The sequence below is a fragment of the Bradyrhizobium sp. 2TAF36 genome, assembly GCF_052114925.1.
Lineage (GTDB): Bacteria > Pseudomonadota > Alphaproteobacteria > Rhizobiales > Xanthobacteraceae > Bradyrhizobium > Bradyrhizobium barranii.
In genome coordinates, this window is record NZ_JBFRFR010000001.1 from 98192 (window position 1) to 119871 (window position 21680).

Genomic DNA, 21680 nt, shown 5'->3' on the forward strand with positions numbered 1-21680 from the left:
ACCATGCCAAACATCACCGTCGAGCGCACCATTGGGACCACCAAAAAGGCTGTGCTCGCCGGGCTCGGCGCCTATAACGACGAGCAGTTCGGGAAGCAGAAGGTCAGGAGCATCGCGGTCTCGCTGAAAGACCGCGGCAAGATCGTCGGCGGCATCGTCGGACACCTCTGGGCCACGGTTCTGTTCATCCAGTACTTCTGGATCGACCAGAAGCAGCGCGGCAAGGGTCTTGGCACGAAGCTGATCGCGGCGATCGAGGACGAGGCAAGACGGCAGGGCGCGATCCAGGCCCATGTCGACACGATGAGTTTCCAGGCGCCGGGCTTCTATCGTTCCTGCGGGTACGAGGAGTTCGGCACCCTCAAGGGCTATCCCGGCGGCGTGACGCGCCACTCGTTTACGAAGTCGCTATGAGCACATCATCATCCAATTCCAAATTCCGTAACACCAAGGAAGCCCCGACCGAGCCGTTCAAGCGCTCGGTGGCCTCCTGCTTGAAGGCGATCGCGAAATCGCCCGAACTCGAGGTCAGTTTTGCGGCCGAGCGCCCCGGTTTGGCGCCGGGCAAAGCGCGGCTGCCGGAGCCGGCGCGAAAAATGACAAAACGTGACGCTGCGATCGTGCGCGGCCACGCCGACTCCATCGCGCTCAAGATCGCCTGTCACGATGCAAAGCTGCATCGCAAGCTGATGCCCGGCAATCCGCAGGCGCGCGGCGTGTTCGAGGCGGTCGAGCAGGCCCGCGTCGAGGCGATCGGCGCGCGCCGCATGGCGGGCGTTGCGAAGAACCTCAGCGCGATGCTCGACGACCATTTCCATCGCGGCAAGTTCGACGAAATCACCGACCGTGCCGACGCGCCGCTGGCGGATGCGCTGGCGATGCTGGTGCGCGAGCGCCTGACCGGCATGGCGCCGCCCACGGCGGCGAAGAAGATGGTCGATCTCTGGCGGCCCATTCTCGAGGACAAGATCGGCAAGCGGCTCGACCGGCTCGATGGCCTGGTCGAGGACCAGACCAGGTTCGGCGACGCCGTGCATGACCTGCTGACCGCGCTCGAGCTCGGCGACGAGCGCAGTGCCGACAGCGAAGACAACGACGACGACGAGGAAAACCGCGACGGCGACAACGACCAGTCAGGCGCCGAAGGCTCGCCCGATTCCGACGCCGCGCAGGAGATGAGCGCCGACCAGGCGCAGGCCTCCAGCGAGGAGATGAGCGAGAGCGCGATGGAAAGCGCGCAGGCCTCGACCTCCGACACGTTCGACGACGGCGAGCTTGGCGACGACGAGACGCCGGGCGAGGCGACGCGTCCGAACGCGCACGGCAAGAACGAGCCGCGCGGGCCGGAATATCACGCCTTCGCGCCGAAATTCGACGAGGTCATCGCGGCCGAAGACCTCTGCGACCATGACGAGCTGGAGCGCCTTCGCGCCTATCTCGACAAGCAGCTCGCGCATCTGCAGGGCATCGTCGCCCGCCTCGCCAACCGCCTTCAGAGGCGCTTGATGGCGCAGCAGAACCGCGCCTGGGACTTCGACCTCGAAGAGGGCATTCTGGATCCGGCGCGGCTGTCGCGCGTGGTGACCGACCCCTATCACCCGCTGTCCTTCATGCACGAGAAGGAGGCGACGTTCCGCGACACCGTGGTGACGCTGCTGCTCGACAATTCCGGCTCGATGCGCGGCCGCCCGATCACGGTCGCCGCGACCTGCGCCGACATCCTGGCGCGCACGCTGGAGCGTTGCGGCGTCAAGGTCGAGATCCTCGGCTTCACCACGCGTGCCTGGAAGGGCGGGCAATCGCGCGAGGCGTGGCTTGCCGCCGGCAAGCCGGCCAATCCCGGCCGCCTCAACGATCTCCGCCACATCATCTACAAGTCGGCGGATGCCCCCTGGCGCCGTGCGCGCAAGAACCTCGGCCTGATGATGCGCGAGGGTCTGCTGAAGGAGAACATCGACGGCGAGGCGCTGGACTGGGCGCACAAGCGCCTGCTCGGCCGGCCCGAGCAGCGCAAGATCCTGATGATGATCTCCGACGGTGCACCGGTCGACGATTCCACGCTGTCGGTCAATCCCGGCAACTATCTCGAGCGGCATCTGCGCCACATCATCGAGGAGATCGAGACCCGCTCGCCGGTCGAGCTGATCGCGATCGGCATCGGCCATGACGTGACGCGCTACTATCGCCGCGCGGTGACGATCGTGGATGCCGAAGAGCTCGGCGGCGCCATCACCGAGAAGCTCGCCGAGCTGTTCAGCGAGACCAACACCGCGCCCACGCATCAGGCCGGTCGCCCGCGACGCAAATTGCATTCGTGAGCACGCAATCGTCCCGCCGCAGCTTTCTTGGCCACGCGGCGGCGGGACTTTCCACTCTCGCACTCTCCCGACTGGCGCAGGCGCAGCCGACGACCGAGCCGCCGCCGCGCACCGCGCAGATCGAGCACGCCGTCACCGAGGCTGTCAGCGTCGAGGTGAACGCGCGGCCGATTCCCAATTTCGAGCCGCGCGACCGCTCGCGCGTGCGCTTCGGTCAGCTGCAATATCGCAGCGGCCTGGTGCTGACCTCGCCCTATCGCGGCTTCGGTGGCCTGTCCGGCATCCGGCTCGATGCGAAGGGCGAGCGCTTGCTCGCGATCTCCGACCAGGGCGGCTGGTTCACCGGCAGCATCCGCTATTCCGGCGGCAAGATGATCGGGCTCGACGATGTCGAGGCGTCCCCGATGCTCAATTCCGAGGGCCGGCCGATCACGGAGAAGCGGTTCTGGTACGACACCGAGTCGCTCGCGCGCGACGGCAATGTCGTTTATGTCGGGCTCGAACGCGTCAACCAGATCCTGCGCTTCGATTTCGCCAAGGGCGGCACGCGCGCCCGCGGCGAGGTGTTGCCGACGCCGCCCGCCGTGCGGAAGTTGCCGTCCAACAAGGGGCTCGAGGCGCTGGTCTTCGTCCCGAAGGGCCAGCCGCTCGCGGGCGCCCTGATCGCCTTCTCCGAGCGCGGGCTGGATGCCGACGGCAATCTGGTCGCGTTCCTGATCGGCGGTCCGTCGCCCGGCCAGTTCAGCGTCCGCCGCACCGAAAAATTCGACATCAGCGATGCCGTGCTGCTGCCGTCCGGCGAGCTTCTCATCCTCGAACGCAAATTCTCCTGGTTCACCGGCATCAACATCCGCATCCGGTCGATCCCCCTGAAATCCATCGCGCCCAACGCGCTGGTCGACGGGCCTGCGCTGTTCGCCGCCGATCTCGGCCACGAGGTCGACAACATGGAAGGCATCGACGCCCACGTCACGCCCGAGGGCGAGACCGTGCTGACGCTGGTGTCGGACGACAATTTCTCGATGCTCCAGCGCACGCTGCTGCTGCAGTTCACGCTGGTGGAGTGAACGTCCGCCCGCCCTTCTCCGACAAACCGTCATGCCCTGCCGCGCCATCCTCGCCCTCGCCCTCATTTTCACGCTCGCCGCGCTGTCGCCGGCCTTTGCCACGGCCGAGCATCGGTATGGAAAGAACGAATACGCCATCATCCAGGGCGGCCGTGCGCCGAATGGGAAGCTGTCCGTCGCAGCCCATGGCGGCGGCGCGTCCGGGAGCGAAGGCTTTCGCATCTACCTGATGGCTGAGCCCGGCCATCGTCGGCTGATGACGCTCGACAATGTCAACGACGACAACATTCTGGACTCGGCGCCGGATGCCTTCCACGCCGCCTGGTCGCAGGATTCGCGCACCGTCGCGGTCTCGTTCCGCAGCGAGCGCCATATCGTCACGCTGAATCTCTACGCCATCGACGGCGGCCGCGCGCGGCTGGTCGCCGGGCCGGATCTGTTCCGCGACGTGACCGGCCGCAGCGTCGACATCAAGACCGACGGCGACATGCGCACATCCGTGCCCGCGCTGACATGGCAGGCGCCGCGCCGCTTTCACCTCACCGAGTACCGCGTGTTCSTGCTCGACGACACCGCGCTCGCCGACAAGCTCGGGCCGCTCGGCAAGGCCAGCAAGCGCGACGGCGGCGGCAACACGATCCAGTTCTCGGCCGAAGCCGACGGCGAACTGTTGCCCGACGGCCGCATCCGTATGGGCAAGCCCGCGCCGGGCAGGTTCGAGGAGTTGGAGTAGGGGCCCCGAATTCGATCGTCGTCCCGGGCTCGCGCTTCGCGTGCCCCGGGATGACAGCGGAGTTCCTGGCAAGCGGCCGAGGGTTATCTCCGCCTTGTGATCATATGACGCGCGCAATGCATGGCGCCGCGGGCGGGCATGTCCGCGGCGCAGCTGGCAATTCGCCGTAGGGCTACTAAACTTCATGCAATCGCTTCCATTCCTCCATCCCCCGGAACTCCCCGCATGAGCGCCCTGTTTTCCCCGATCAAGCTGCGCGGCCTGACGCTGAAGAACCGCGTCGTGGTGTCGCCGATGTGCCAGTATTCGGCCGACGACGGCGTCGCCACCGACTGGCACTTCACCCACATCAACAATCTCGCGCTGTCGGGCGCGTCGATGTTCTGCATCGAGGCGACCCATGTCGAGGCGATCGGGCGCATCACGCCGGGCTGTCTCGGGCTTTACAGCGACGCCTGCGAAGCCGCGCTGAAGCAGATCCTTTCCTCCGTGCGCAAGCATTCCTCGACGGCCATCGCGATGCAGCTCGCCCATGCCGGCCGCAAGGCCTCCAGCGCGCGGCCCTGGGACGGCGGCCAGCTCATTCCGCAGAGTGACGGCGGCTGGCAGACGGTGGCGCCGTCGGCGTTGCCGCACAAGGAGGGCGAGGCCGCGCCGCTGGCGCTCGATGCCGCGGGCCTGAAGCGCATCCGCGACGCCTTCGTCGACAGCGCCAAGCGCGCTGCCCGGCTCGGCATCGACGCGATCGAGCTGCATGGCGCGCACGGCTATCTCATGCATCAGTTCCTGTCGCCGATCTCGAACAGGCGCACCGACGATTATGGCGGTTCGCTCGAAAACCGCATGCGCTTTCCGCTCGAGATCTACGACGCGGTGCGCAGCGTGTTTCCGCACGACAAGCCGGTCGGCATGCGGGTGTCGTCGACCGACTGGGTCGAGGGCGGCTGGGATCTGGCGCAGACCATCACGTTCGCAAACGCGCTGAAGGCGCGCGGCGTCGACTGGATCGATGCTTCCTCCGGCGGCGTCTCGCCGCTGCAGAAGATCCCGCTCGGCCCCGGCTATCAGGTGCAGTTTGCCGAGGCCATCAAGCGCGAGACCGGATTGCCCACCATCGCCGTCGGCCTGATCACCGAAGCCAAGCACGCCGAGGAGATCGTGGCATCCGGCAAGGCCGACATGGTCGCGCTCGGCCGCAGCTTGCTCTACGATCCCCGCTGGGGCTGGCACGCCGCGGCCGAACTCGGCGGCGAAGTCGAAGCCCCGCCGCAATACTGGCGCTCGCAGCCGTCGACGCAAAAGGCGCTGTTCGGCAAGACTACGTTCGGGGCAAGGTAGGGCGCGAGGGGGGCGCTGCAATCACAACTGTCGTCCCTGCCTAGTGCGCAATTGCGCACGGGGCGCAGGGACCCATACCGCGTGATCTCACTATAATGCGCGGTATGAGTTGCCACTGCACAACTTAAAGTCTTCGCCAAATCTCTCCCTGTGGTGATGGATCCCGGATCTGCGCTTCGCTTGTCCGGGACGACAGTGGTGGGTGCGGCGCGGGCCATCGTCCCCTCACTATCCCGCGCCCTCACGCATCCGTAACTCTCCTCACCTTCCACGCACCACAAAACTGGCCTACCCTCCCGCGCACCCAACTCCTCAGGGAGGCCCGCCATGCGGTTTCGTGTTCGCAAGACTGCCCACGTTTTCGAGCGCGTGGGCCTCGCGATGGCCGGCGCGGCGTGCGGGCTGTTCGTCGGCGCCTATGTGGGATCTTCGATCGCCCCGCTGACCACGCAAGGCTTCCTGCTGCTGATGATGCTGCTCGGCTTCGTCGGCTTCTATCTCGGCATCGACACGCCACAGCTGCCCTTTGACGACGCGCACAGCGCGATCGACGCCGCGGAATTCCTCAGCGCCGCCGGCACGCTCTGCGCCACGCTGACCGCGCTCGCCTCCGTCGGCGTCATCGTGCTCCGCCTCGAGCCGCACCTGGCGTGGACCTGGCTCGCTTTGTTCGGCTGGATCGCCGGCGTCGCCATGCAGATCGTCGCCGGCACGAAAGCCAGGATGCGGGCGTAGCTACGACAGCTGTTGGAAAAGGTCGCGCCACAAGCACACCGCGTTCCCTCCCCCCTTGCGGGGGAGGGCTAGGGAGAGGGGTAGCCACACGGCACGCGCCATCGAATGAAGCGAGCCTGTGTTGCATCACCTCGCACGCAGCCAACACCTATTGCTGGGCCACCCCTCTCCCCAACCCTCCCCCGCAAGGGGGGAGGGAGCAGAGCGGAATGCTCGGCGGGATTATTCAGTTGCGGCGAGCACCGCTAAAACACCACGCCGATCCGCGAGCCGCGCTTCCAGGCGATGCGGCAGCGCTTCTTGGTGTTGACGTGGAGCAGCTCGAACCTGTCGGGGATATTCACCTGCCCGCCGAGATCGACGCAGGCGCCGCCGGGCGAATAGTCGATCAGCGTGCAGGGGATCACCGGCGCGCGCGGATCGGTGATGATCTTGGCCTGGCGGGACACCAGCCCGGACGGTTTCACGCGGGCATGTCGGCGCGGATGCATTGGCACTCTCCTCCAATTCCGCGGACGGCGCGGGTGGTCTTGAGCGGCATGATGGAAAAGAGTTGATGCGATCCGACTAAGGGCGGCCCGAGAATTTTAATGAAAAGTAGCAGCGAACGCAGAAAGCGCCGGTAGCGGGGTGCGGCGGTCTCCATCTCCACTGTCGTCCCTGCGAAAGCAGGGACCCATACCGCGTGATCTATGGGTTGTCGGCGGTGGGCGTACCGAGCCACTGGTCCGCGCCAAACGGCTCCCTGTGGTTATGGGTCCCTGCTTTCGCAGGGACGACAGCTGAACGTGTGGCGCGCTCCCGCCTCCCATGACGAGCTTCGGGCGGCACCTCACACTCGCTCCGTCTCCGGCGTCTCCGCTGCCTCCGCATGCGGCCTCACCGGCATCGGCACGGTCACATAATCCTTCGGCAAGTTCACCGGCCGGTAGCCCGGCTCCACCGCCATCCGCTTCAGCACGCTCTCGTGCACATGGGCGCCTTCGGGGATCACGCGCGGCTCGCAATCGGGGATGTAGAAGCCCAGAAAAACCTTCCGCTCCGGCCATTCCTTGTATTTCGCGCTCTTCGGCAGATATTCCAGCACGCGCCAGAGCGCCGTCATCGAATTGTGCAGCTCGCCCACCTTGCCGGTGTAGGCAGGCTCGACGTATTGGAACGGCGAGTTCTTGCGCTGGATGCCCCAGGCGAGCTGGTTCACGGTGCGCGGGTTGAAGTTCAGCCCCGCCTTCGCCGCTTCCTCGATCATCCAGATCAGCGGATATTTGGACTCGCCGCTCTCGATTTCCGGATAGCCGCCGCCGACGTCGCAATGCACGCCGGCGAACCACACCTGCATGATGTCCTGCGGCACCTTCTTCTCGTCGGGCACATAGCGGTTACTCCAATATTCCTGCGGCTCCTTGTACGCCTTGAGGCGGAACATGCAGCGCCGCTCGTCGATCGCGATCGCCTGCCGGAAGATTTTTACGCTCGGATTGCGCAGCGTGAAGGCGAGCTCCTCCAGGCTGAACACGAAGAAGAAATTGTCGCGCCGCGGCACGATCACGCTCGCCACCGTGTCCCAGACGCCGATGAAGTGGATGGTCGGCCAGCGCGTCGAGGTGATGCGCGCGAACTGGGCGGCGAGGTCGAATTCGTCCTTCGGCAGCGGCCCGCTCTCGTCGAAGGCGACATCCTTGAGGTCCTCGATGTCGTTGCCGCGCCCGGTGCCGGAATATTGCTTGTAGGCGACGAGGCCCGAGCCTGCGAGGTTCGCCTGCTCCGGCGAGATCAGCCCGATCTTGTGGATCAGCCCCGCCAGCACCCGCACGGTGTAGGCGCCGCGCGAGAAGCCGAACAGATAGATGCGGTCGCCCGGCGCATAATGCTCGACCAGGAAGCAATAGGCTGACAGCACGTTGTCATCGAGCCCGTAGCCGGTGGCGAGCCCCAGCACCAGATTGACGTTGGCCTTGAGCCGGTGCCACGTCGAAGGCTCCGTCACCGTGCCGACCCCCGGATCGTAAAACACCATCTGCCGCGGCCGCGTCTTGTCGGTCTTGCGCAGGCAGCGATAGAGTTTCAGGACGTTCGAGATGTTCTCCGAGATCTCGTTGCCGGTGCCGTCACAGCAGATCACGAGGTTTTTCGGCTCCGTTTTGGGTTTGTGCTGGTCGTCGTGCTCCACGGTATGCCCCTCCCGGTGATGCTACCGGGGCGAGTATAGCGAAAATAGATGGCAGCGAGGAGACGAAGTCGGCGGCGGTGGCAACGTGCCCCATTGCCCCATCATCTGTTGACATTAACCACCTGTTAACCATGTCGTCGCCTAATGAGGACGGTGGGGGTCACCATGTCGGCCCATATGACGCGACCGAAATTGATGCCTGTTTTAGCCGATCCAGCCTTTCATGCGCTGATCGGGCCGGCGGTTCGCGTCACGGCTGTCCTACGGAGCAAAGCCATGTTCGGGAAGGACGATCTAGTGGACAATCTCAGTCGCGATCTCGATCGTGCGCGCCTGCGCCGCGATGCACTCGCATCCGAAGCCACGACTCTCACGGCTCAGATCGCCGAAATCGAAGCCCGCCTTTCGGAAGAGAAGACCAGGCGGGAGCGTGATCGCGTCTTGGCCGAGATCGAAGCGATAAGAACGCGAATCAAACAAGCCGCCGGCGCGTTCGCACCGGTCGTCGACGGTCTCTCCAGGGCGATCGAGTCGGCCTCGGCCGTCGTGCCCGAGGCTCGCGAGCTCAACAGTTTCATCGTGTCGGTGGCGACCGAAATCGACAGCGTGCTCGATCCCCTGATGCGCGAACTGGATCAGCGCGCGGATGCGGTGCGGGCAGGGCAGGCCGTGCTGGACCTCCCGCGTTCGGCCAATGAAGCACCGCCCATCGAGCCGCCAAAAGACGGCAACGATCGCCTGCTTCGCTTCCCGGCATGGCTGTCTCGCGACAAGGAGCCGGAAAAAAGGGAAACGGCGGAGACCCCGCGCAGCACGGCAGCGTGAACGATCGGCGCGCCGCGCAGATCGGAAGCTCGCCTGCGGCTATCCTTCGAGACGCCCGCCTACGGCGGGCTCCTCAGGATGAGGACGCGTTTCGCGGTGAGATATCAGAGCCTCATATCACAGTGGTTCGGCACAGCCGGGGCCACAAACTCGTCATGCCCGGGCTTGTCCCGGGCATCCACGTTCTTCGTGCCGTGGGAAAGGCGTGGATGGCCGGGACAAGCCCGGCCATGACGCTGTGGGGCATCGCACGCGAGCTCACTAAGACCAAATGCGATCGCCCCGCGCTTCCCCCGCGCCCGCTCAATTAGCGGAGCGGCGCAGGAAGGCCGGGATGTCGAGAAGGTCTTCGTCGGCTATATTGCGCGGAGAGGTGCGGCCGTAGGGATCGAGCGGCTGAGGCGCCGCGCGGCGCGCATATTCCGGATCGGGCCTTGCCGGTTGCACTGCGGGTCGGCCGGCCGCCGGGCGGAGCGGCGGGCTTTCCACCTGCGGAAGCGGCGCACTGCGCTGCTCGATGCGATCGGCGATGCGGCGGCTGTCGTCGCGCAGCCTGCCGGCGAGCTGCGTGAGTGCGGTTTCCACCGGCGCCGCCAGCTGCGCCGGGTCGACATTGTCGATCCCGGTCGCCACCACCGAGACGCGGACGATGCCTTCGAGGCTTTCGTCGAACGAGGCGCCGACGATGATGTTGGCGTCCGGGTCGGCCTCGTCGCGAATCCGCGTCGCGGCTTCGTCGACCTCGTACAGCATGAGATCCTTGCCGCCGGTGATGGAGATGATGAGGCCACTGGCGCGCTTGATCGAGGGGTTCTCGATCAACGGATTGGAAATGGCCGCCACGGCGGCGGCGAGCACGCGCTTCTCGCCGGAAGCCTCGCCCCGTCCCATCATGGCCTTGCCCTTCTCCCGCATCACGGAGAGAACGTCGGCAAAATCGAGATTGATCAGGCCTTCCTTGACGATGAGGTCGCTGATGCAGGCCACGCCCGAATAGAGCACCTGGTCGGCAAGGGCAAAGGCATCGGCGAACGTGGTCTTCGCGCTGGCCACCCGGAACAGGTTCTGGTTCGGGATGATCAGCAGGGTGTCGACCGTCTTCAGCAGTTCCTCGATGCCGGCTTCGGCAAAGCGCATGCGGCGCTGGCCCTCGAAATAGAACGGCTTGGTGACCACGCCGATCGTGAGGATGCCGAGCTCGCGCGCGGTCCTGGCGATGATGGGTGCAGCCCCGGTGCCGGTGCCGCCGCCCATACCGGCCGTCACGAACACCATGTGCGCGCCGGTCAACTGATCGCGGATCGTATCGATGACCTCCTCGGCTGCGGCGCGTCCCAATTCGGGCTGAGAGCCGGCGCCGAGGCCTGCGGTGACCTGGGTGCCCAGCTGGATCAGGCGTGGCGCCTTCGACATGGCAAGCGCCTGCGCGTCGGTATTGGCGACGACGAAGTCGACCCCCTGCAGCCCGGATGTGATCATGTTGTTGACGGCATTGCCGCCGGCGCCGCCGACCCCGAATACGACAATGCGCGCCTTCATCTCGTGAATATCGGTCATGCCAGTCATTCTGTCCTCGCGATTGCTCCGGCAGGCCGGGATGGAGAAGGGTTCGAGTGCTATCTGCGAGCCGCGCGGTCTGCGCCCACGATGGCCGCGGCCAGATGTCCCAATCGACGCGCGGCTCCCGCGGTCGTGCCGCCAGCCTGGCGACCGGTCCGTAAGTCCGCCACTTCGTCTTCCAGTCGTGCCGCCCACGCATTGGCTGCCGCCGTCTCGGCAGCCGCCTGCAGCAGCTCGACGGCCAGGCGATCGGCGCGCTCGCGCTCGCGCTCGAACACGGCCCTGTAGGCGGCTGCGACGTCTTCGAGCCGCGCGATCTCCGCCTTGAATGCTTCGGTCTCCATAGCGTTTTCGAGCGAAGTGGGTACCGGTTCGCGCAAGGAAAACGCGTCAGAACAGGAATCTGGAGCCCCGTTCCGATCTCGTCGGAACGGAAATGGCTCCAATGCCTCGACCCTTGCCAGGGAGGCATCGACGTGGTCCGCCCGGCGGGCCCGTCGCGGGCGGGGCGTGTAGCGGAGTTCGGAGAGATCAACGCTCACCAGGGCCTTGCCGTCATCCGACCGCGAGCGCGGCAARCGGCGACGTCTCGCCAGGGCACGAGCGGCCTCGCGCGAGATATTGAGGCGGGCACTGAGATCGGCATACGTCAACAACGCAACGCACATCGGCGCTTCTCCTGGAGCAAACCGGGAAGGCATTTCGAGCTAATGATGGCTGGACGATTGCCGCAGGCTAGGCTGCGTTGGTTAACGGACGGTTAACGCGCGCGGGGTGTTGTTTACGGGGGCGGTCACCGTGCCGCCCCCGGAATCGTAGAGCGCGATATGCTGCGGCTGCGTCCTGTCGAGTTTGCGCAGGCAGAGATGGAGCTTCAGGACGTTGGAGATGTTTTCGGAGATCTCGTTGCCAGTGTCGTCACAGCGGACGACGAGGTTTTCGGCTCGGATTGGATGCGTGCTCCACTGGATGCGGCTCTGAGCGATGCCAGCGGCTCAGTATAGTTGCACTTAGATTACAAAGCACGCATTAGACGAACGTGGAATATTGGCCGGCGACTCTGTTAAGTAGGTTGGGGAAGCTGGTCCAACTATTAGTTGATCAAGACCTTATCTTGTTTCAGTGCGATTTCTTGATGCGTGGCACCTCACTTCGAATAGAAACTAATCCGCGGCTCTTGTTGGAGCATGTGTCCAGCATCCGTTCTCTAGCTGATCGAGAGAAGGAGGCGCTAGGGTTCTTGCCAGAGGCCGCCTACCGAGATGCGATTGCGCAGCGGCGGCTGTTCGCAATGTTCGCGAGAAGTGCGGATTCAATCGAGATCGCGGGCTTTATTTTATTCAGTGGCGTGTTTCCTAATGCGCGAGTGCAGCAGGTTGCAGTTGCGCCGTCTCATAGGCGCAATGGGATTGCATCGGCGCTTGTTAATGCACTCGTATCACATCTTGAGAACCGCGGGTATTTGAACGTTACCGCTGCAGTTGCTTCTGACTTGGACGAGGCGCAAGCGTTCTATGAGAAGAAGGGATTTGTCGCTAGACGAGTTCGAGATGGAGGTGCCGCACGGCAGCGTACCATAGTGCTGCGATCGAAAGAGTTGGATACAGCGAGCTTGTTCTCGTTGATGGCTCCGCCGACTGCCGGAGACGAATTAGTCGCGAACCTTAAGCTTCGGTCGCCCGGTGCTTTTGAAGCCCCGTTGTACGCGATTGACCTCAATGTTCTATTCGACCTTATAAAGCAACGCGCTCGTTCGGCTGTCGCCAATCGCCTATGGATTTACGCGACCCGTCCGACGGCTGCGGTTGTTGGCATGGCAACCATCGCAGGTGTTAGTCGTGCTCATCCGCGGACGATTTGGCAAAAGCATCGAAGCGAGACCGGCGTAGATTACGCCTCCTTCACGGAATACTTCGCCGGAGCCACGGAAGCCGTTGCAATTCTGCTGGCGGCTGTAAAACAGGTGCAACCGATAACTCTCGGGGAATTGAGAAGAGTTCGCGCGGGCTTTCACCCACCGCAAGTCCTTGTTCGTCTGACTTCCAAGGAAGCGGAGGCCTTGGAGAAACTCGCGAAATCCTGAATAGGCAAATTGGGGTTGCGCTTCATATCCTCAGTCTTCCCCAGAAACAAAAACGGCCGGATCTTTCGATCCGGCCGCGACGCAAAACTCTACTGGCTAAGACTACGCCACGCGACGCAACTTAGCCCCCGCCCGATTTCAAAATTGGATTAGCTGGCCTTCTTCGCCGGCGCGGCCGTCGGGCCGACCTTCTTCTGGATGGCGCGCTTCAGCTCGAGGGCGCGCGGCGACAGGACGTCGGCCTTGGCCTTGAGCAGGAAGGGGTCGAGGCCGCCATTGTGGTCGACGCTCTTGACCGCGTTGGTGGAGACGCGCAGGCGCACGTTGCGGCCGAGCGCTTCGCTGATGAACGTCACGTTGACGAGGTTCGGCAGGAAGCGGCGCTTGGTCTTGATGTTGGAGTGGCTGACCTTGTGGCCGACGAGGGGGCCCTTGGCCGTCAGTTCGCAGCGGCGAGACATGGTAGAAATCCTCTTCTGTCCCCCAAACGATTTGCGGCCGCCATTCTGGGCGCCACGGGGGCTAATTCTGTGTCCTTGCAGGGAGCGGGCGGACGTATAGGGGGGAAGGGACGGGACGTCAAGGTTTTGGGCGGGGATTCATGCTCCGCGGCATCCCCCACAACAGGTGTCATCGCCCGGCTTGACCGGGCGATCCAGTACTCCGCGGCGGAGCGGCTGGAGCCGAGGGGCTACGGCGTACTGGATGCCCCGGTCAAGCCGGGGCATGACGGCGGAATGGGCGGGGCGAGGTGCGCGTCCCTGACACACCCACGATCACCAAAACGGCAATGATTGAAGTGCCTTACCATCACATAAAGGGCGTATTCACCCCCGAAGTATCAAGTGGAGTTCCGCATGCCTCCGCGCCCGGACACATTGTTTGCCGCGGTTTTTGGCTTAAGTAACAACCGTTCGCGCCCCGATTGGATTGTTTCGTGCTCGCATCCCCCCGACTTTGGCCCCAAGGCTTGGTCAGTCCGCGCTCTGCCGGCCGGCTGGCTTTCGCAGCCCTTTGCGGGCTCGTCGTGGCGTGGGGGGCGGAGCCTGTGGCGGCGCAGGGCAAGCTCGAGGCGCAGTATGAGGCGACGCTGGCCGGCATTCCCGTCGGCAAGGGCGCCTGGAATATCGACATCGGGGACGACGTGTTCGCGGCTGCGGCCTCCGGCGGCACCACGGGGCTGCTGAAATCGTTCGCGGGCGGGTCCGGCACCGGCGCCTCGCAAGGTAGGGTGGTCAACGGCGCGCTGGTCGCGACCGGCTACCAGGCCTCCACCACCACCTCGAAGAAGACCGAAGAGATCCGCATCACGCTCGACAAGGGCAATGTGAAGGAGTTCGGCATCGTGCCGGAGCCGCCGGTCGATGCCGACCGCATCGTCGTCACCGACGCGCATCGCCGCGGCGTCTGGGATCCGATGACGGCCTCGCTGCTGCGCGTGCCCGGCACCGGTGACCCCGTGACGCCGGACGCCTGCCACAACGCAGCACCCGTGTTCGACGGCCGCATGCGCTACGAGCTGAAACTCGATTTCAAGCGCATGGAGAGCGTGAAGGCGGAGAAGGGCTACAGGGGCCCGGTCGTGGTCTGTGCGCTCTATTTCGTGCCCGTGGCGGGCTACATCCCCGATCGTCCCGTGATCAAATATCTCGCCGCCCAGCGCAACATCGAGATCGCCTTCGCCCCCATTGCGGGCACGCGCATCCTGGTCCCGTTCTGGCTCAAAGTGCCGACGCCGCTCGGCCCGGCCATGCTGGAAGCCACCAGCTTCATCACCTCGGCCCAGCCGCCAAAGGTCGCCAAGACGCAGTAGGGGCTTTAGCCGCGTACTCCCTCCTTAGACCGTCACCCTGAGGTGGCCGCTTCTTCAGCGGCCCTCGAAGGGCGACAGCCCGCCTGTTTCCGCAGGGGCATGCCCGCCGCATCCGGGCCGTCCATCCTTCGAGGCTCCCGGCGCGATGCTGCGCACCGCGCCACTCGCACCTCAGGATGACGGGGAGGCAGTTTGGCTGGAAAAAAATGTAATTCTTTCAACGGCATGTCTACTGTGCATGGGGTTGTTTTCGCGAAAATGAGTTTGGGGGGGCGTGATCCCGGGAATCCATTTGACTCCTGCCCGATTCTGATTCGACTCCGCGTCGTCCCCAATTTTAAGGAACCGGTCATCGAAACGCTGCTTGTGCGGCAGGGTAAAACTCCATCTAGTGCACAACCAATAAGAGTCCCGCGACATGTGGCGTGAACGGAACAGGCTTCAGCGGGAGTCAGCGATTCGGCCGCGATTCGTTCTAGAGTCGTTCCGAAGCTTAAAGCCAACGGGAAAAGCGTCGCAAAGTGAGACAGTTGCGCGAGGTTTGGGGAGTGCGCTCCCACACGCTCGGTGTCATCGCCCGGCTTGACCGGGCGATCCAGTACGCCGAGGCCGTTGTGGTTGAGCGGACAGGCCGCGGCRTACTGGATGCCCCGGGCAAGCCGGGGCATGACAGCGGAATGCTTGGCTGCAGCGTAGCGTTCGGAGACATGGCCGACACCTCCCAGCCCTCAACACACCCCAAAACAGCACTGACATTCGCCCAAATCGCCACTACCTAATCCCCAGACATGGCCTTCTCCTCTTCCCCCTTCGCCTCCGAGCGCGCACCTGGCGCGGGCGTCACCGCGGTGCTCGGGCCGACCAACACCGGCAAGACCCATCTCGCCATCGAGCGGATGCTCGCGCATCCCTCTGGCGTGATCGGGCTGCCGCTGCGGCTGCTCGCGCGCGAGGTCTATAACAAGATCGCCGCACGGGTCGGCAGCGAGGCCGTCGCGCTGATCACGGGCGAGGAGAAGATCAAGCCGAAGAACCCGCGCTATTGGGTCTCCACCGTCGAGGCGATGCCGCGCGACCTCGACGTCTCCTTCCTCGCCGTCGACGAGGTCCAGATCGCGTCTGACCTGGAGCGCGGCCACGTCTTCACCGACCGCATCCTCAACCGCCGCGGCCGCGACGAGACGCTGCTGTTGGGCGCGGCCACGATGCGCCCGATCATCGAGCGGCTGCTGCCCGGCGTGTCTATGATCACGCGGCCGCGCCTGTCGCAGCTGGAATTCGCCGGCGACCGCAAGATCACACGCCAGCCGCGCCGCACCGCCATCGTCGCCTTCTCCGCCGATGAGGTCTACGCCATCGCCGAGCTGATCCGCCGCCAGCATGGCGGCGCGGCCGTGGTGCTGGGATCGCTGTCGCCCCGCACGCGCAATGCGCAGGTGGAGATGTTCCAGAACGGCGACGTCGATTACCTCGTCGCCACCGACGCTGTCGGCATGGGCCTCAATCTCGACGTCGACCACGTCGCCTTCGCCTCGGACCGCAAGTTCGACGGCTACCAGTTCCGCCGCCTGACGCCGGCCGAATTCGCGCAGATCGCCGGGCGTGCGGGCCGCGCCACCCGCAACGGTACTTTCGGGACGACGGGCCGCTGCGGGCCGTTCGAGCCCGAGCTCGTCAACGCGCTGCAGAACCACACCTTCGACAATGTGAAGATGCTGCAATGGCGCAATGCGAAGCTGGATTTCGCCTCGCTCGGCGCGCTCCAGGTGTCCCTGAACCAGTCGCCCGGCCATGAGGCGCTGACGCGCGCGCCGATCGCCGAGGACATGCGCGTGCTCGACCATGCCGCCCGCGACGTCGAGGTGCGCGATATCGCGCATGGCAAGGCGGCGGTGGAACGGCTGTGGGAGGCCTGCCAGGTCCCCGATTACCGAAAACTGTCGCCGGCCGCCCATGCCGAGCTCGTGACCACGCTCTACGGCTTCCTGATGCAGAAGGGCTGCATCCCCGATTCCTGGTTCGCGGCCCAGGTCGACCAGGCCGACCGCATCGACGGCGACATCGACACGCTGTCGGCCCGGATCGCCCAGATCCGCACCTGGACCTTCGTCGCCAACCGCCCGGACTGGCTGAAAGACCCCGAACGCTGGCAGGGGATCGCCCGCGAGGTCGAAAATAAATTATCGGATGCGCTCCATGAACGCTTGACTGAGCGTTTCGTTGATCGCCGGACCAGTGTATTGATGCGCCGCCTGCGGGAGAACACGAGCTTGAATACTGAAATCGGCAAGACCGGCGAAGTCATCGTCGAAGGCCATGTCATCGGCCGCCTCGATGRCTTCACCTTTGCACCGGATGCGGCGGAAGCAGGCTCCGATGCGAAAGCCTTGCAGGCTGCAGCGCAAGCGGTGCTCGCCGGCGAGATCAACGCGCGGGCCGAAAAACTGGGCAATGCGCCGGACGATCAGTTCGTGCTGACCTCGGAAGGCACCATCCGCTGGACCGGCGATGCCGTGGCGCGCCTGTCTGCCGCGGAGGAGGCGCTGCATCCGCGCATCCGCATCATCTCCGACGAGCGCCTCACCGGTGCGCCGCGTGAGAAGGTGCAGGCCCGGCTCGAGCTTTGGCTCAAGACCCATATCGAAAAGCTGCTTGGGCCGATGTTCGAGCTGTCGAAGGCCGAGGACGTCACCGGCATTGCCCGCGGCATCGCCTATCAGCTGGTCGAGGCGCTCGGCGTGCTCGAGCGTCCCAAGATCGCCAACGAGCTGAAGGATCTCGACCAGCCCTCGCGCGCCGTGTTGCGCAAATACGGCGTCCGTTTCGGCGCCTATCACATCTATTTCCCCGGCCTCTTGAAGCCCGCCGGACGCGCGCTGGCAGCACTGCTGTGGGCGCTGAAGCAGGACAATGTCGATCTGTCCTCGCTGTCGGGCGCGCAGCATCTGGCATCTTCGGGCCGCACCTCGTTCCCGGTCGACAAGCAGCTGCCGCGCGATGCCTATCGCGTGCTCGGCTACAAGCAGGCCGGCGAGCGCGCCGTGCGCGTCGACATTCTGGAGCGGCTCGCCGATCTGATCCGCCCGGCGCTGGCCTGGCGCGAGAACTCGCCCGGCGAAAAGCCCGCCGGCGCGTTCGACGGCCGCAGCTTTGTGGTGACGCAGGCGATGACCTCGCTCACCGGCTCGGCCGGCGAGGATTTCGCCTCGGTGCTGCGTGCGCTCGGCTATCGCATGGAGAAGCGTGCGCCGCTGCCGCCGAAGCAGGTGGCTGCCGCTGCGGAGACGCCGGCTGCCGAAGCAAGCGCAGAGGCTCCGACTGAACCGACCGCGACCGATGACGCCGCCGCAAGCGCGGACACCGCCGCAAGCGCGGACACCGCGATCGAAGCCGCCGCCGAGCCTGTCACCGTCGAAGACGCGCCCGGCATGGAGCAGCACGACGAGCCCGCGCATGAAGAGCCGGCGCTTGAAGCATCGCCTGATGCCCCCGTCACGCCCGAGGATGCCCCCGGCATCGCGCCGCCGGCGGAAGAGGCTGCCGCGCCCACCGAGGCGGTGGAAGCCGCTCCCGCCGAGGCCGCTGCAACGGAAGCCGCTGCATCCGCCGATGCCGCCGCGCCGGTCGAGGCTGCCGCTGCGCCTGGCGAGCCCGAGCTCGTCGAGGTCTGGCGTCCCGGTGGCCGTCACGACGATCGCAAGCCGCGCCACGAGCGCCATCGCCATCAGCGTCACCACAATCAGCGCCCGCAGCAGGCCGGTGCCGAAGCTGGCGCCGCCCCCGCCGAAGGCGAGGCCGCGCAGTCAGCCGACGGCGAGAAGCGCAATGAGCGCCATCGTCACGGCGGTCATCGCAGGGATGGGGCCAGGGATTTCCGCAAGCCGCGCGAGGGTGGCGGTGAAGGTGCGCCGCGTCCAGAGGGGCGCGACGACAAGAACCGCCGCTTCGAGGGCAAGGATCGCGACAACAAGGATCGCGATCGCAACAAGGGCAAGTTCGGCGGCGATCGCGACAAGGGCCGCGACAATCGCGGTCGTGACCGCGACAAGGGCCGCGACCGCCAGGGCGGGCCGTCGCTGCGCCCCTACGCCTCGAGCGCGAACCCGCGCGAGCGCGATCGTCCGGCCGATCCGAACTCGCCCTTCGCAAAGCTCGCTGCGCTGAAAGAGCAGCTGTCCGGTCGCAAGGAGTGATCCCACGACCGAGCGGCAGCGTCTCGACAAATGGCTGTGGCACGCGCGGGTGGTGAAGGCGCGCACCTCCGCGGCCGAGCTCGTTGAGTCCGGCCACGTTCGCATCAACGGCACACGCGAGAAGTCRCCGGGCCATGCGATCAAGATCGGCGACGTGATCACCATCGCGCTCGATCGCACCGTGCGCGTGTTGAAAGTAACCGCTTTCAACGAGCGCCGCGGCGATGCCGCCTCGGCCCGAGTGCTCTACGAGGAGCTGAGCGAAGCAAAGCGCAATTAATTGCGCTTTGAATTCATTTCTTGGTCGATCAAACGCGTAAAGCCGTCATGATCGGCCGTTCCCGACCTTGCGGCGCCGGGCCATCCGCGCTACGCAAGCCGCGACTTTTAAAAGAGCTTTTCGGAGCGTTGGATGACTTACGTCGTCACTGAAGCCTGCATCAAGTGCAAGTATACCGACTGCGTCGAGGTCTGCCCGGTCGACTGTTTCTACGAGGGCGAGAACATGCTCGTCATCCATCCTGACGAATGCATCGACTGCGGCGTGTGCGAGCCGGAATGCCCCGCCGACGCCATCAAGCCGGACACGGAACCGGGCCTCGAAAAGTGGCTCCAGGTCAACGCCGACTACGCCAAAAGCTGGCCGAACATCACCCAGAAGAAAGAATCACCCCCCGACGCGAAGGAATTCGACGGCCAGGAAGGAAAGTTCGAGAAATATTTTTCTCCGAACCCGGGCTCAGGAGACTAATTCTCGCCCAAACTTAACCCTAATACCTTCGTCAGCGCCGAAAACCAGCCCTCAAGACCCCTAAATCATTGATTTTTGCGGGAAATGTGCTATATTGAGCACATTAAGCTGAACCCCCGTCAGCCCAGTTGGCCCCGTTGGGTTCCCGTGAAACCAAATGTCGAACAGGGGCGTGGCAGTTTCCGCGCGCAGGCTGTGTCACAGAAAACGCGTAAAAAGAGTACTTCAGCGAGGGCTTCCCATAAGGAGGCCAAAAAAGTCGCCGCGGCCAGCCGTAGCGCATCCAAGGGTCGGACCGCGACTAAGGCACCGGCTGCAAAGTCCTCGAAGAACAAAAGAAGCGCAATGCCTCACAAGACTGCCAAACCGGCCGCGAAAGCGACCGTTGCCAAGCCTGCTGCTGCCAAGGCTTCCGCTGCCAAGCCCGTTGCTCCGAAGGCTCCTGTTGCTGCCGCCCCTGCCAAAGCCCCCGTTGCTGCTGCGAAGCCGGCCGTGAAGGCTGCTGCACCCGCGCCGAAGGTCGAGGAAAAGAAGGTCGTGACCCAGCGCCAGGGCTTCAAGGCCAACGAATTCGTCGTCTATCCCGCTCACGGCGTTGGCCAGATCCTGGCCATCGAGGAGCAGGAGATCGCCGGTGCGAAGCTCGAGCTGTTCGTCATCAATTTCATCAAGGACAAGATGACGCTGCGCGTGCCGACCGCCAAGGTCGCGAATGTCGGCATGCGCAAGCTGTCCGACCCCGCGCTGGTGAAGAAGGCGCTGGAGACGCTGAAGGGCCGCGCCCGCGTCAAGCGCACCATGTGGTCGCGCCGCGCCCAGGAATACGAAGCAAAGATCAATTCGGGCGACATCGTCGCGATCGCGGAAGTCGTGCGCGACCTCTACCGTTCCGAGTCGCAGCCCGAGCAGTCGTACTCTGAACGCCAGCTCTATGAAGCGGCGCTCGATCGTCTCTCCCGCGAGATCGCGGTTGTGCAGCACTCGACCGAGACCGAAGCGGTCAAGGAGATCGAGGCCCAGCTCGCCAAGAGCCCGCGCCGCACCAACGCCAAGGCGGAAGCCGCCGACGGCGAGGGCGAGGCGGATGCCGACGGCGATACCGATGGCGACGACACCGCCGTCGCTGACGAGGCCGCGTAAGCGTCTCGCGTCGATCGCAAGCAATCAAAAGCCCGGCCGGTTGGCCGGGCTTTTTTGTTTTGAGTGGATCAGGCTTTGCGACGGTGCGACCCGTGCGTTGGCACGGCCACGGGTGTTCAGGCCCAGTGTTAAGGGCATCGCGTCGAGGGAGAGTGTGACGAACTTGTCTCGAGTCACTTCCTGATCAGCGGAATCTGCAAATTGGTTGGCCGGTTCTGCTCGGTGTCAAAGCCACGGCCGTCGATGTTGCGGGCGCCCCAGAACAGGAGGTCGCCCCTGAGATAGACGAGATCATATTCCATGAAGTTCGTGGCCTCGGCGAGACCGAAGGGAGCGAAGGTCTTGCCGAAGATGCTCTGGGGCGCGCCTACGTCCCACGGTGCATATCCGACCGCGGCGACCTTGTTGAGCACATCGGCAAATCCCTGCGCCAGCGGCGTAACCTCGTAGGTCTCGTCGGCAATGAAGTCGACCTTCTGCGCGCCCGGAGCGATGGGATGCGCACCCTTCCACAGCATATGGCCGCCAATCCTGATCCGCGCGAGCGGCACGGCGCTGTAGGGATCGGCCGAGTTGACGATATCGAGCTCGAAACGGTCGGAGGGGAGATATTTGAAGGCCCGCTTGAGATAGAACGGCTTGAGCGTGCCATCGGCGTTCTTCGCCGCGCTCGGGCGCACCTCCGGTGCGATGCTTTCCCAGTCGCCGAGCAGCGCCTGCTTCAATCCTGTCACATCCAGTTCCATGTTGTTTGCCTTTGCCTGCGTGTTGGAGGATTGCGCAGCCGCTTCGCCAGATCCCGCCAGTGCCAGGATCAGCAGAGACGTTTGAATGCACTTGAGCATGTGAAGCTCGCTCCCCTGCGCCTCTGCCTGCCAGGCAGACCTGGTTCACGCCGGCTATACGGGCAGCTGGCCGCCTGGAAAAAGACTTTGTAAGCTGGCCCCATGCCTG

18 protein-coding genes and 2 pseudogenes are annotated in these 21680 nt (G+C 64.8%); 13 read left to right on the forward strand and 7 right to left on the reverse strand.

Going from position 1 to position 21680, the window contains the following annotated elements; all coding sequences use genetic code 11:
- Window positions 1–3 precede the first annotated feature (3 nt).
- From AB4Z51_RS00460 to AB4Z51_RS00485, 6 genes are all read left to right on the forward strand, one after another.
- Complete coding sequence (locus tag AB4Z51_RS00460; RefSeq protein WP_028149462.1) at window positions 4–414, forward strand: GNAT family N-acetyltransferase; 411 nt, start codon at window positions 4–6, stop codon at window positions 412–414.
- Window positions 411–2318 (forward strand): cobaltochelatase subunit CobT, encoded by a 1908-nt coding sequence (cobT, locus tag AB4Z51_RS00465; protein ID WP_014490393.1) that lies wholly within the window; start codon window positions 411–413, stop codon window positions 2316–2318. Before AB4Z51_RS00460 ends, cobT begins: the two co-directional genes overlap by 4 nt.
- Window positions 2315–3385, forward strand: coding sequence for an esterase-like activity of phytase family protein (locus AB4Z51_RS00470; protein ID WP_441496792.1), 1071 nt, complete (start codon window positions 2315–2317; stop codon window positions 3383–3385). Before cobT ends, AB4Z51_RS00470 begins: the two co-directional genes overlap by 4 nt.
- A gap of 31 nt (window positions 3386–3416) precedes the next feature.
- Window positions 3417–4118: a hypothetical protein gene (locus AB4Z51_RS00475; protein WP_441496793.1), complete on the forward strand. Its 702-nt coding sequence runs from the start codon at window positions 3417–3419 to the stop codon at window positions 4116–4118.
- 225 nt (window positions 4119–4343) lie between these two features.
- Window positions 4344–5456 (forward strand): NADH:flavin oxidoreductase/NADH oxidase, encoded by a 1113-nt coding sequence (locus AB4Z51_RS00480; RefSeq protein WP_441496794.1) that lies wholly within the window; start codon window positions 4344–4346, stop codon window positions 5454–5456.
- Window positions 5457–5783: 327 nt separating this feature from the next.
- Complete coding sequence (locus AB4Z51_RS00485) at window positions 5784–6191, forward strand: hypothetical protein (protein WP_063980635.1); 408 nt, start codon at window positions 5784–5786, stop codon at window positions 6189–6191.
- Window positions 6192–6436: 245 nt separating this feature from the next.
- On the opposite strand, the gene AB4Z51_RS00490 is transcribed toward AB4Z51_RS00485, so the two are convergent.
- On the reverse strand, window positions 6437–6682 hold the full coding sequence (locus tag AB4Z51_RS00490; protein ID WP_028149457.1) for a PilZ domain-containing protein: 246 nt from the start codon (window positions 6680–6682) through the stop codon (window positions 6437–6439).
- Window positions 6683–7023: 341 nt separating this feature from the next.
- Window positions 7024–8361, reverse strand: coding sequence for a DUF2235 domain-containing protein (locus tag AB4Z51_RS00495; RefSeq protein ID WP_441496795.1), 1338 nt, complete (start codon window positions 8359–8361; stop codon window positions 7024–7026).
- Window positions 8362–8526: 165 nt separating this feature from the next.
- Here AB4Z51_RS00495 and AB4Z51_RS00500 point away from each other — a divergent pair, with 165 nt between their 5' ends.
- On the forward strand, window positions 8527–9186 hold the full coding sequence (locus tag AB4Z51_RS00500) for a hypothetical protein (protein ID WP_135216439.1): 660 nt from the start codon (window positions 8527–8529) through the stop codon (window positions 9184–9186).
- A 303-nt stretch (window positions 9187–9489) separates the two neighbouring features.
- On the opposite strand, the gene ftsZ is transcribed toward AB4Z51_RS00500, so the two are convergent.
- The 3 genes and pseudogenes from ftsZ to AB4Z51_RS00515 all read right to left on the reverse strand — a co-directional run.
- The gene (gene ftsZ, locus AB4Z51_RS00505; RefSeq protein WP_346016144.1) at window positions 9490–10752 is read right to left on the reverse strand and encodes a cell division protein FtsZ; all 1263 of its coding nucleotides are present in this window, start codon (window positions 10750–10752) and stop codon (window positions 9490–9492) included.
- Between the two features lie 50 nt (window positions 10753–10802).
- A complete protein-coding gene (locus tag AB4Z51_RS00510) occupies window positions 10803–11414 on the reverse strand; it encodes a hypothetical protein (protein WP_441496796.1) in 612 nt (203 codons plus the stop codon).
- Window positions 11415–11531: 117 nt separating this feature from the next.
- Window positions 11532–11717, reverse strand: a pseudogene (locus tag AB4Z51_RS00515) (phospholipase effector Tle1 domain-containing protein); the annotation flags it as partial.
- A 269-nt stretch (window positions 11718–11986) separates the two neighbouring features.
- Here AB4Z51_RS00515 and AB4Z51_RS00520 point away from each other — a divergent pair.
- Window positions 11987–12829: a GNAT family N-acetyltransferase gene (locus tag AB4Z51_RS00520; RefSeq protein WP_441496797.1), complete on the forward strand. Its 843-nt coding sequence runs from the start codon at window positions 11987–11989 to the stop codon at window positions 12827–12829.
- Window positions 12830–12978: 149 nt separating this feature from the next.
- On the opposite strand, the gene rpmB is transcribed toward AB4Z51_RS00520, so the two are convergent.
- Window positions 12979–13290: a 50S ribosomal protein L28 gene (rpmB, locus tag AB4Z51_RS00525; RefSeq protein ID WP_063980641.1), complete on the reverse strand. Its 312-nt coding sequence runs from the start codon at window positions 13288–13290 to the stop codon at window positions 12979–12981.
- Window positions 13291–13799: 509 nt separating this feature from the next.
- Between rpmB and AB4Z51_RS00530 the strand changes: the two genes are divergently transcribed.
- The 5 genes and pseudogenes from AB4Z51_RS00530 to AB4Z51_RS00550 all read left to right on the forward strand — a co-directional run bounded on the left by AB4Z51_RS00530 (window position 13800) and on the right by AB4Z51_RS00550 (window position 20726).
- Complete coding sequence (locus tag AB4Z51_RS00530) at window positions 13800–14642, forward strand: DUF3108 domain-containing protein (RefSeq protein ID WP_441496798.1); 843 nt, start codon at window positions 13800–13802, stop codon at window positions 14640–14642.
- Window positions 14643–15430: 788 nt separating this feature from the next.
- The gene (locus AB4Z51_RS00535) at window positions 15431–18835 is read left to right on the forward strand and encodes a helicase-related protein (protein WP_441496799.1); all 3405 of its coding nucleotides are present in this window, start codon (window positions 15431–15433) and stop codon (window positions 18833–18835) included.
- A 10-nt stretch (window positions 18836–18845) separates the two neighbouring features.
- Window positions 18846–19115 (forward strand): annotated as a pseudogene (locus tag AB4Z51_RS00540) (RNA-binding S4 domain-containing protein); the annotation flags it as partial.
- A 132-nt stretch (window positions 19116–19247) separates the two neighbouring features.
- On the forward strand, window positions 19248–19586 hold the full coding sequence (gene fdxA / locus AB4Z51_RS00545) for a ferredoxin FdxA (protein WP_063980643.1): 339 nt from the start codon (window positions 19248–19250) through the stop codon (window positions 19584–19586).
- Between the two features lie 345 nt (window positions 19587–19931).
- Complete coding sequence (locus AB4Z51_RS00550) at window positions 19932–20726, forward strand: CarD family transcriptional regulator (protein WP_084794942.1); 795 nt, start codon at window positions 19932–19934, stop codon at window positions 20724–20726.
- 173 nt (window positions 20727–20899) lie between these two features.
- On the opposite strand, the gene AB4Z51_RS00555 is transcribed toward AB4Z51_RS00550, so the two are convergent.
- Entirely contained in the window at window positions 20900–21571 is a 672-nt protein-coding gene (locus AB4Z51_RS00555; protein WP_441496800.1) for a hypothetical protein, read from the reverse strand.
- Window positions 21572–21680 lie beyond the last annotated feature (109 nt).

Bases quoted from the DNA above. Each gene is read 5' to 3' on its own strand.
- AB4Z51_RS00460 (WP_028149462.1), top strand. From the start codon at position 4: ATGCCAAACATCACCGTCGAGCGCACCATTGGGACCACCAAAAAGGCT.
- cobT (WP_014490393.1), top strand. From the start codon at position 411: ATGAGCACATCATCATCCAATTCCAAATTCCGTAACACCAAGGAAGCC.
- AB4Z51_RS00480 (WP_441496794.1), top strand. From the start codon at position 4,344: ATGAGCGCCCTGTTTTCCCCGATCAAGCTGCGCGGCCTGACGCTGAAG.
- AB4Z51_RS00485 (WP_063980635.1), top strand. From the start codon at position 5,784: ATGCGGTTTCGTGTTCGCAAGACTGCCCACGTTTTCGAGCGCGTGGGC.
- AB4Z51_RS00490 (WP_028149457.1), bottom strand. From the start codon at position 6,682: ATGCATCCGCGCCGACATGCCCGCGTGAAACCGTCCGGGCTGGTGTCC.
- AB4Z51_RS00500 (WP_135216439.1), top strand. From the start codon at position 8,527: ATGTCGGCCCATATGACGCGACCGAAATTGATGCCTGTTTTAGCCGAT.
- ftsZ (WP_346016144.1), bottom strand. From the start codon at position 10,752: ATGACTGGCATGACCGATATTCACGAGATGAAGGCGCGCATTGTCGTA.
- rpmB (WP_063980641.1), bottom strand. From the start codon at position 13,290: ATGTCTCGCCGCTGCGAACTGACGGCCAAGGGCCCCCTCGTCGGCCAC.
- fdxA (WP_063980643.1), top strand. From the start codon at position 19,248: ATGACTTACGTCGTCACTGAAGCCTGCATCAAGTGCAAGTATACCGAC.
- AB4Z51_RS00550 (WP_084794942.1), top strand. From the start codon at position 19,932: ATGCCTCACAAGACTGCCAAACCGGCCGCGAAAGCGACCGTTGCCAAG.
- AB4Z51_RS00555 (WP_441496800.1), bottom strand. From the start codon at position 21,571: ATGCTCAAGTGCATTCAAACGTCTCTGCTGATCCTGGCACTGGCGGGA.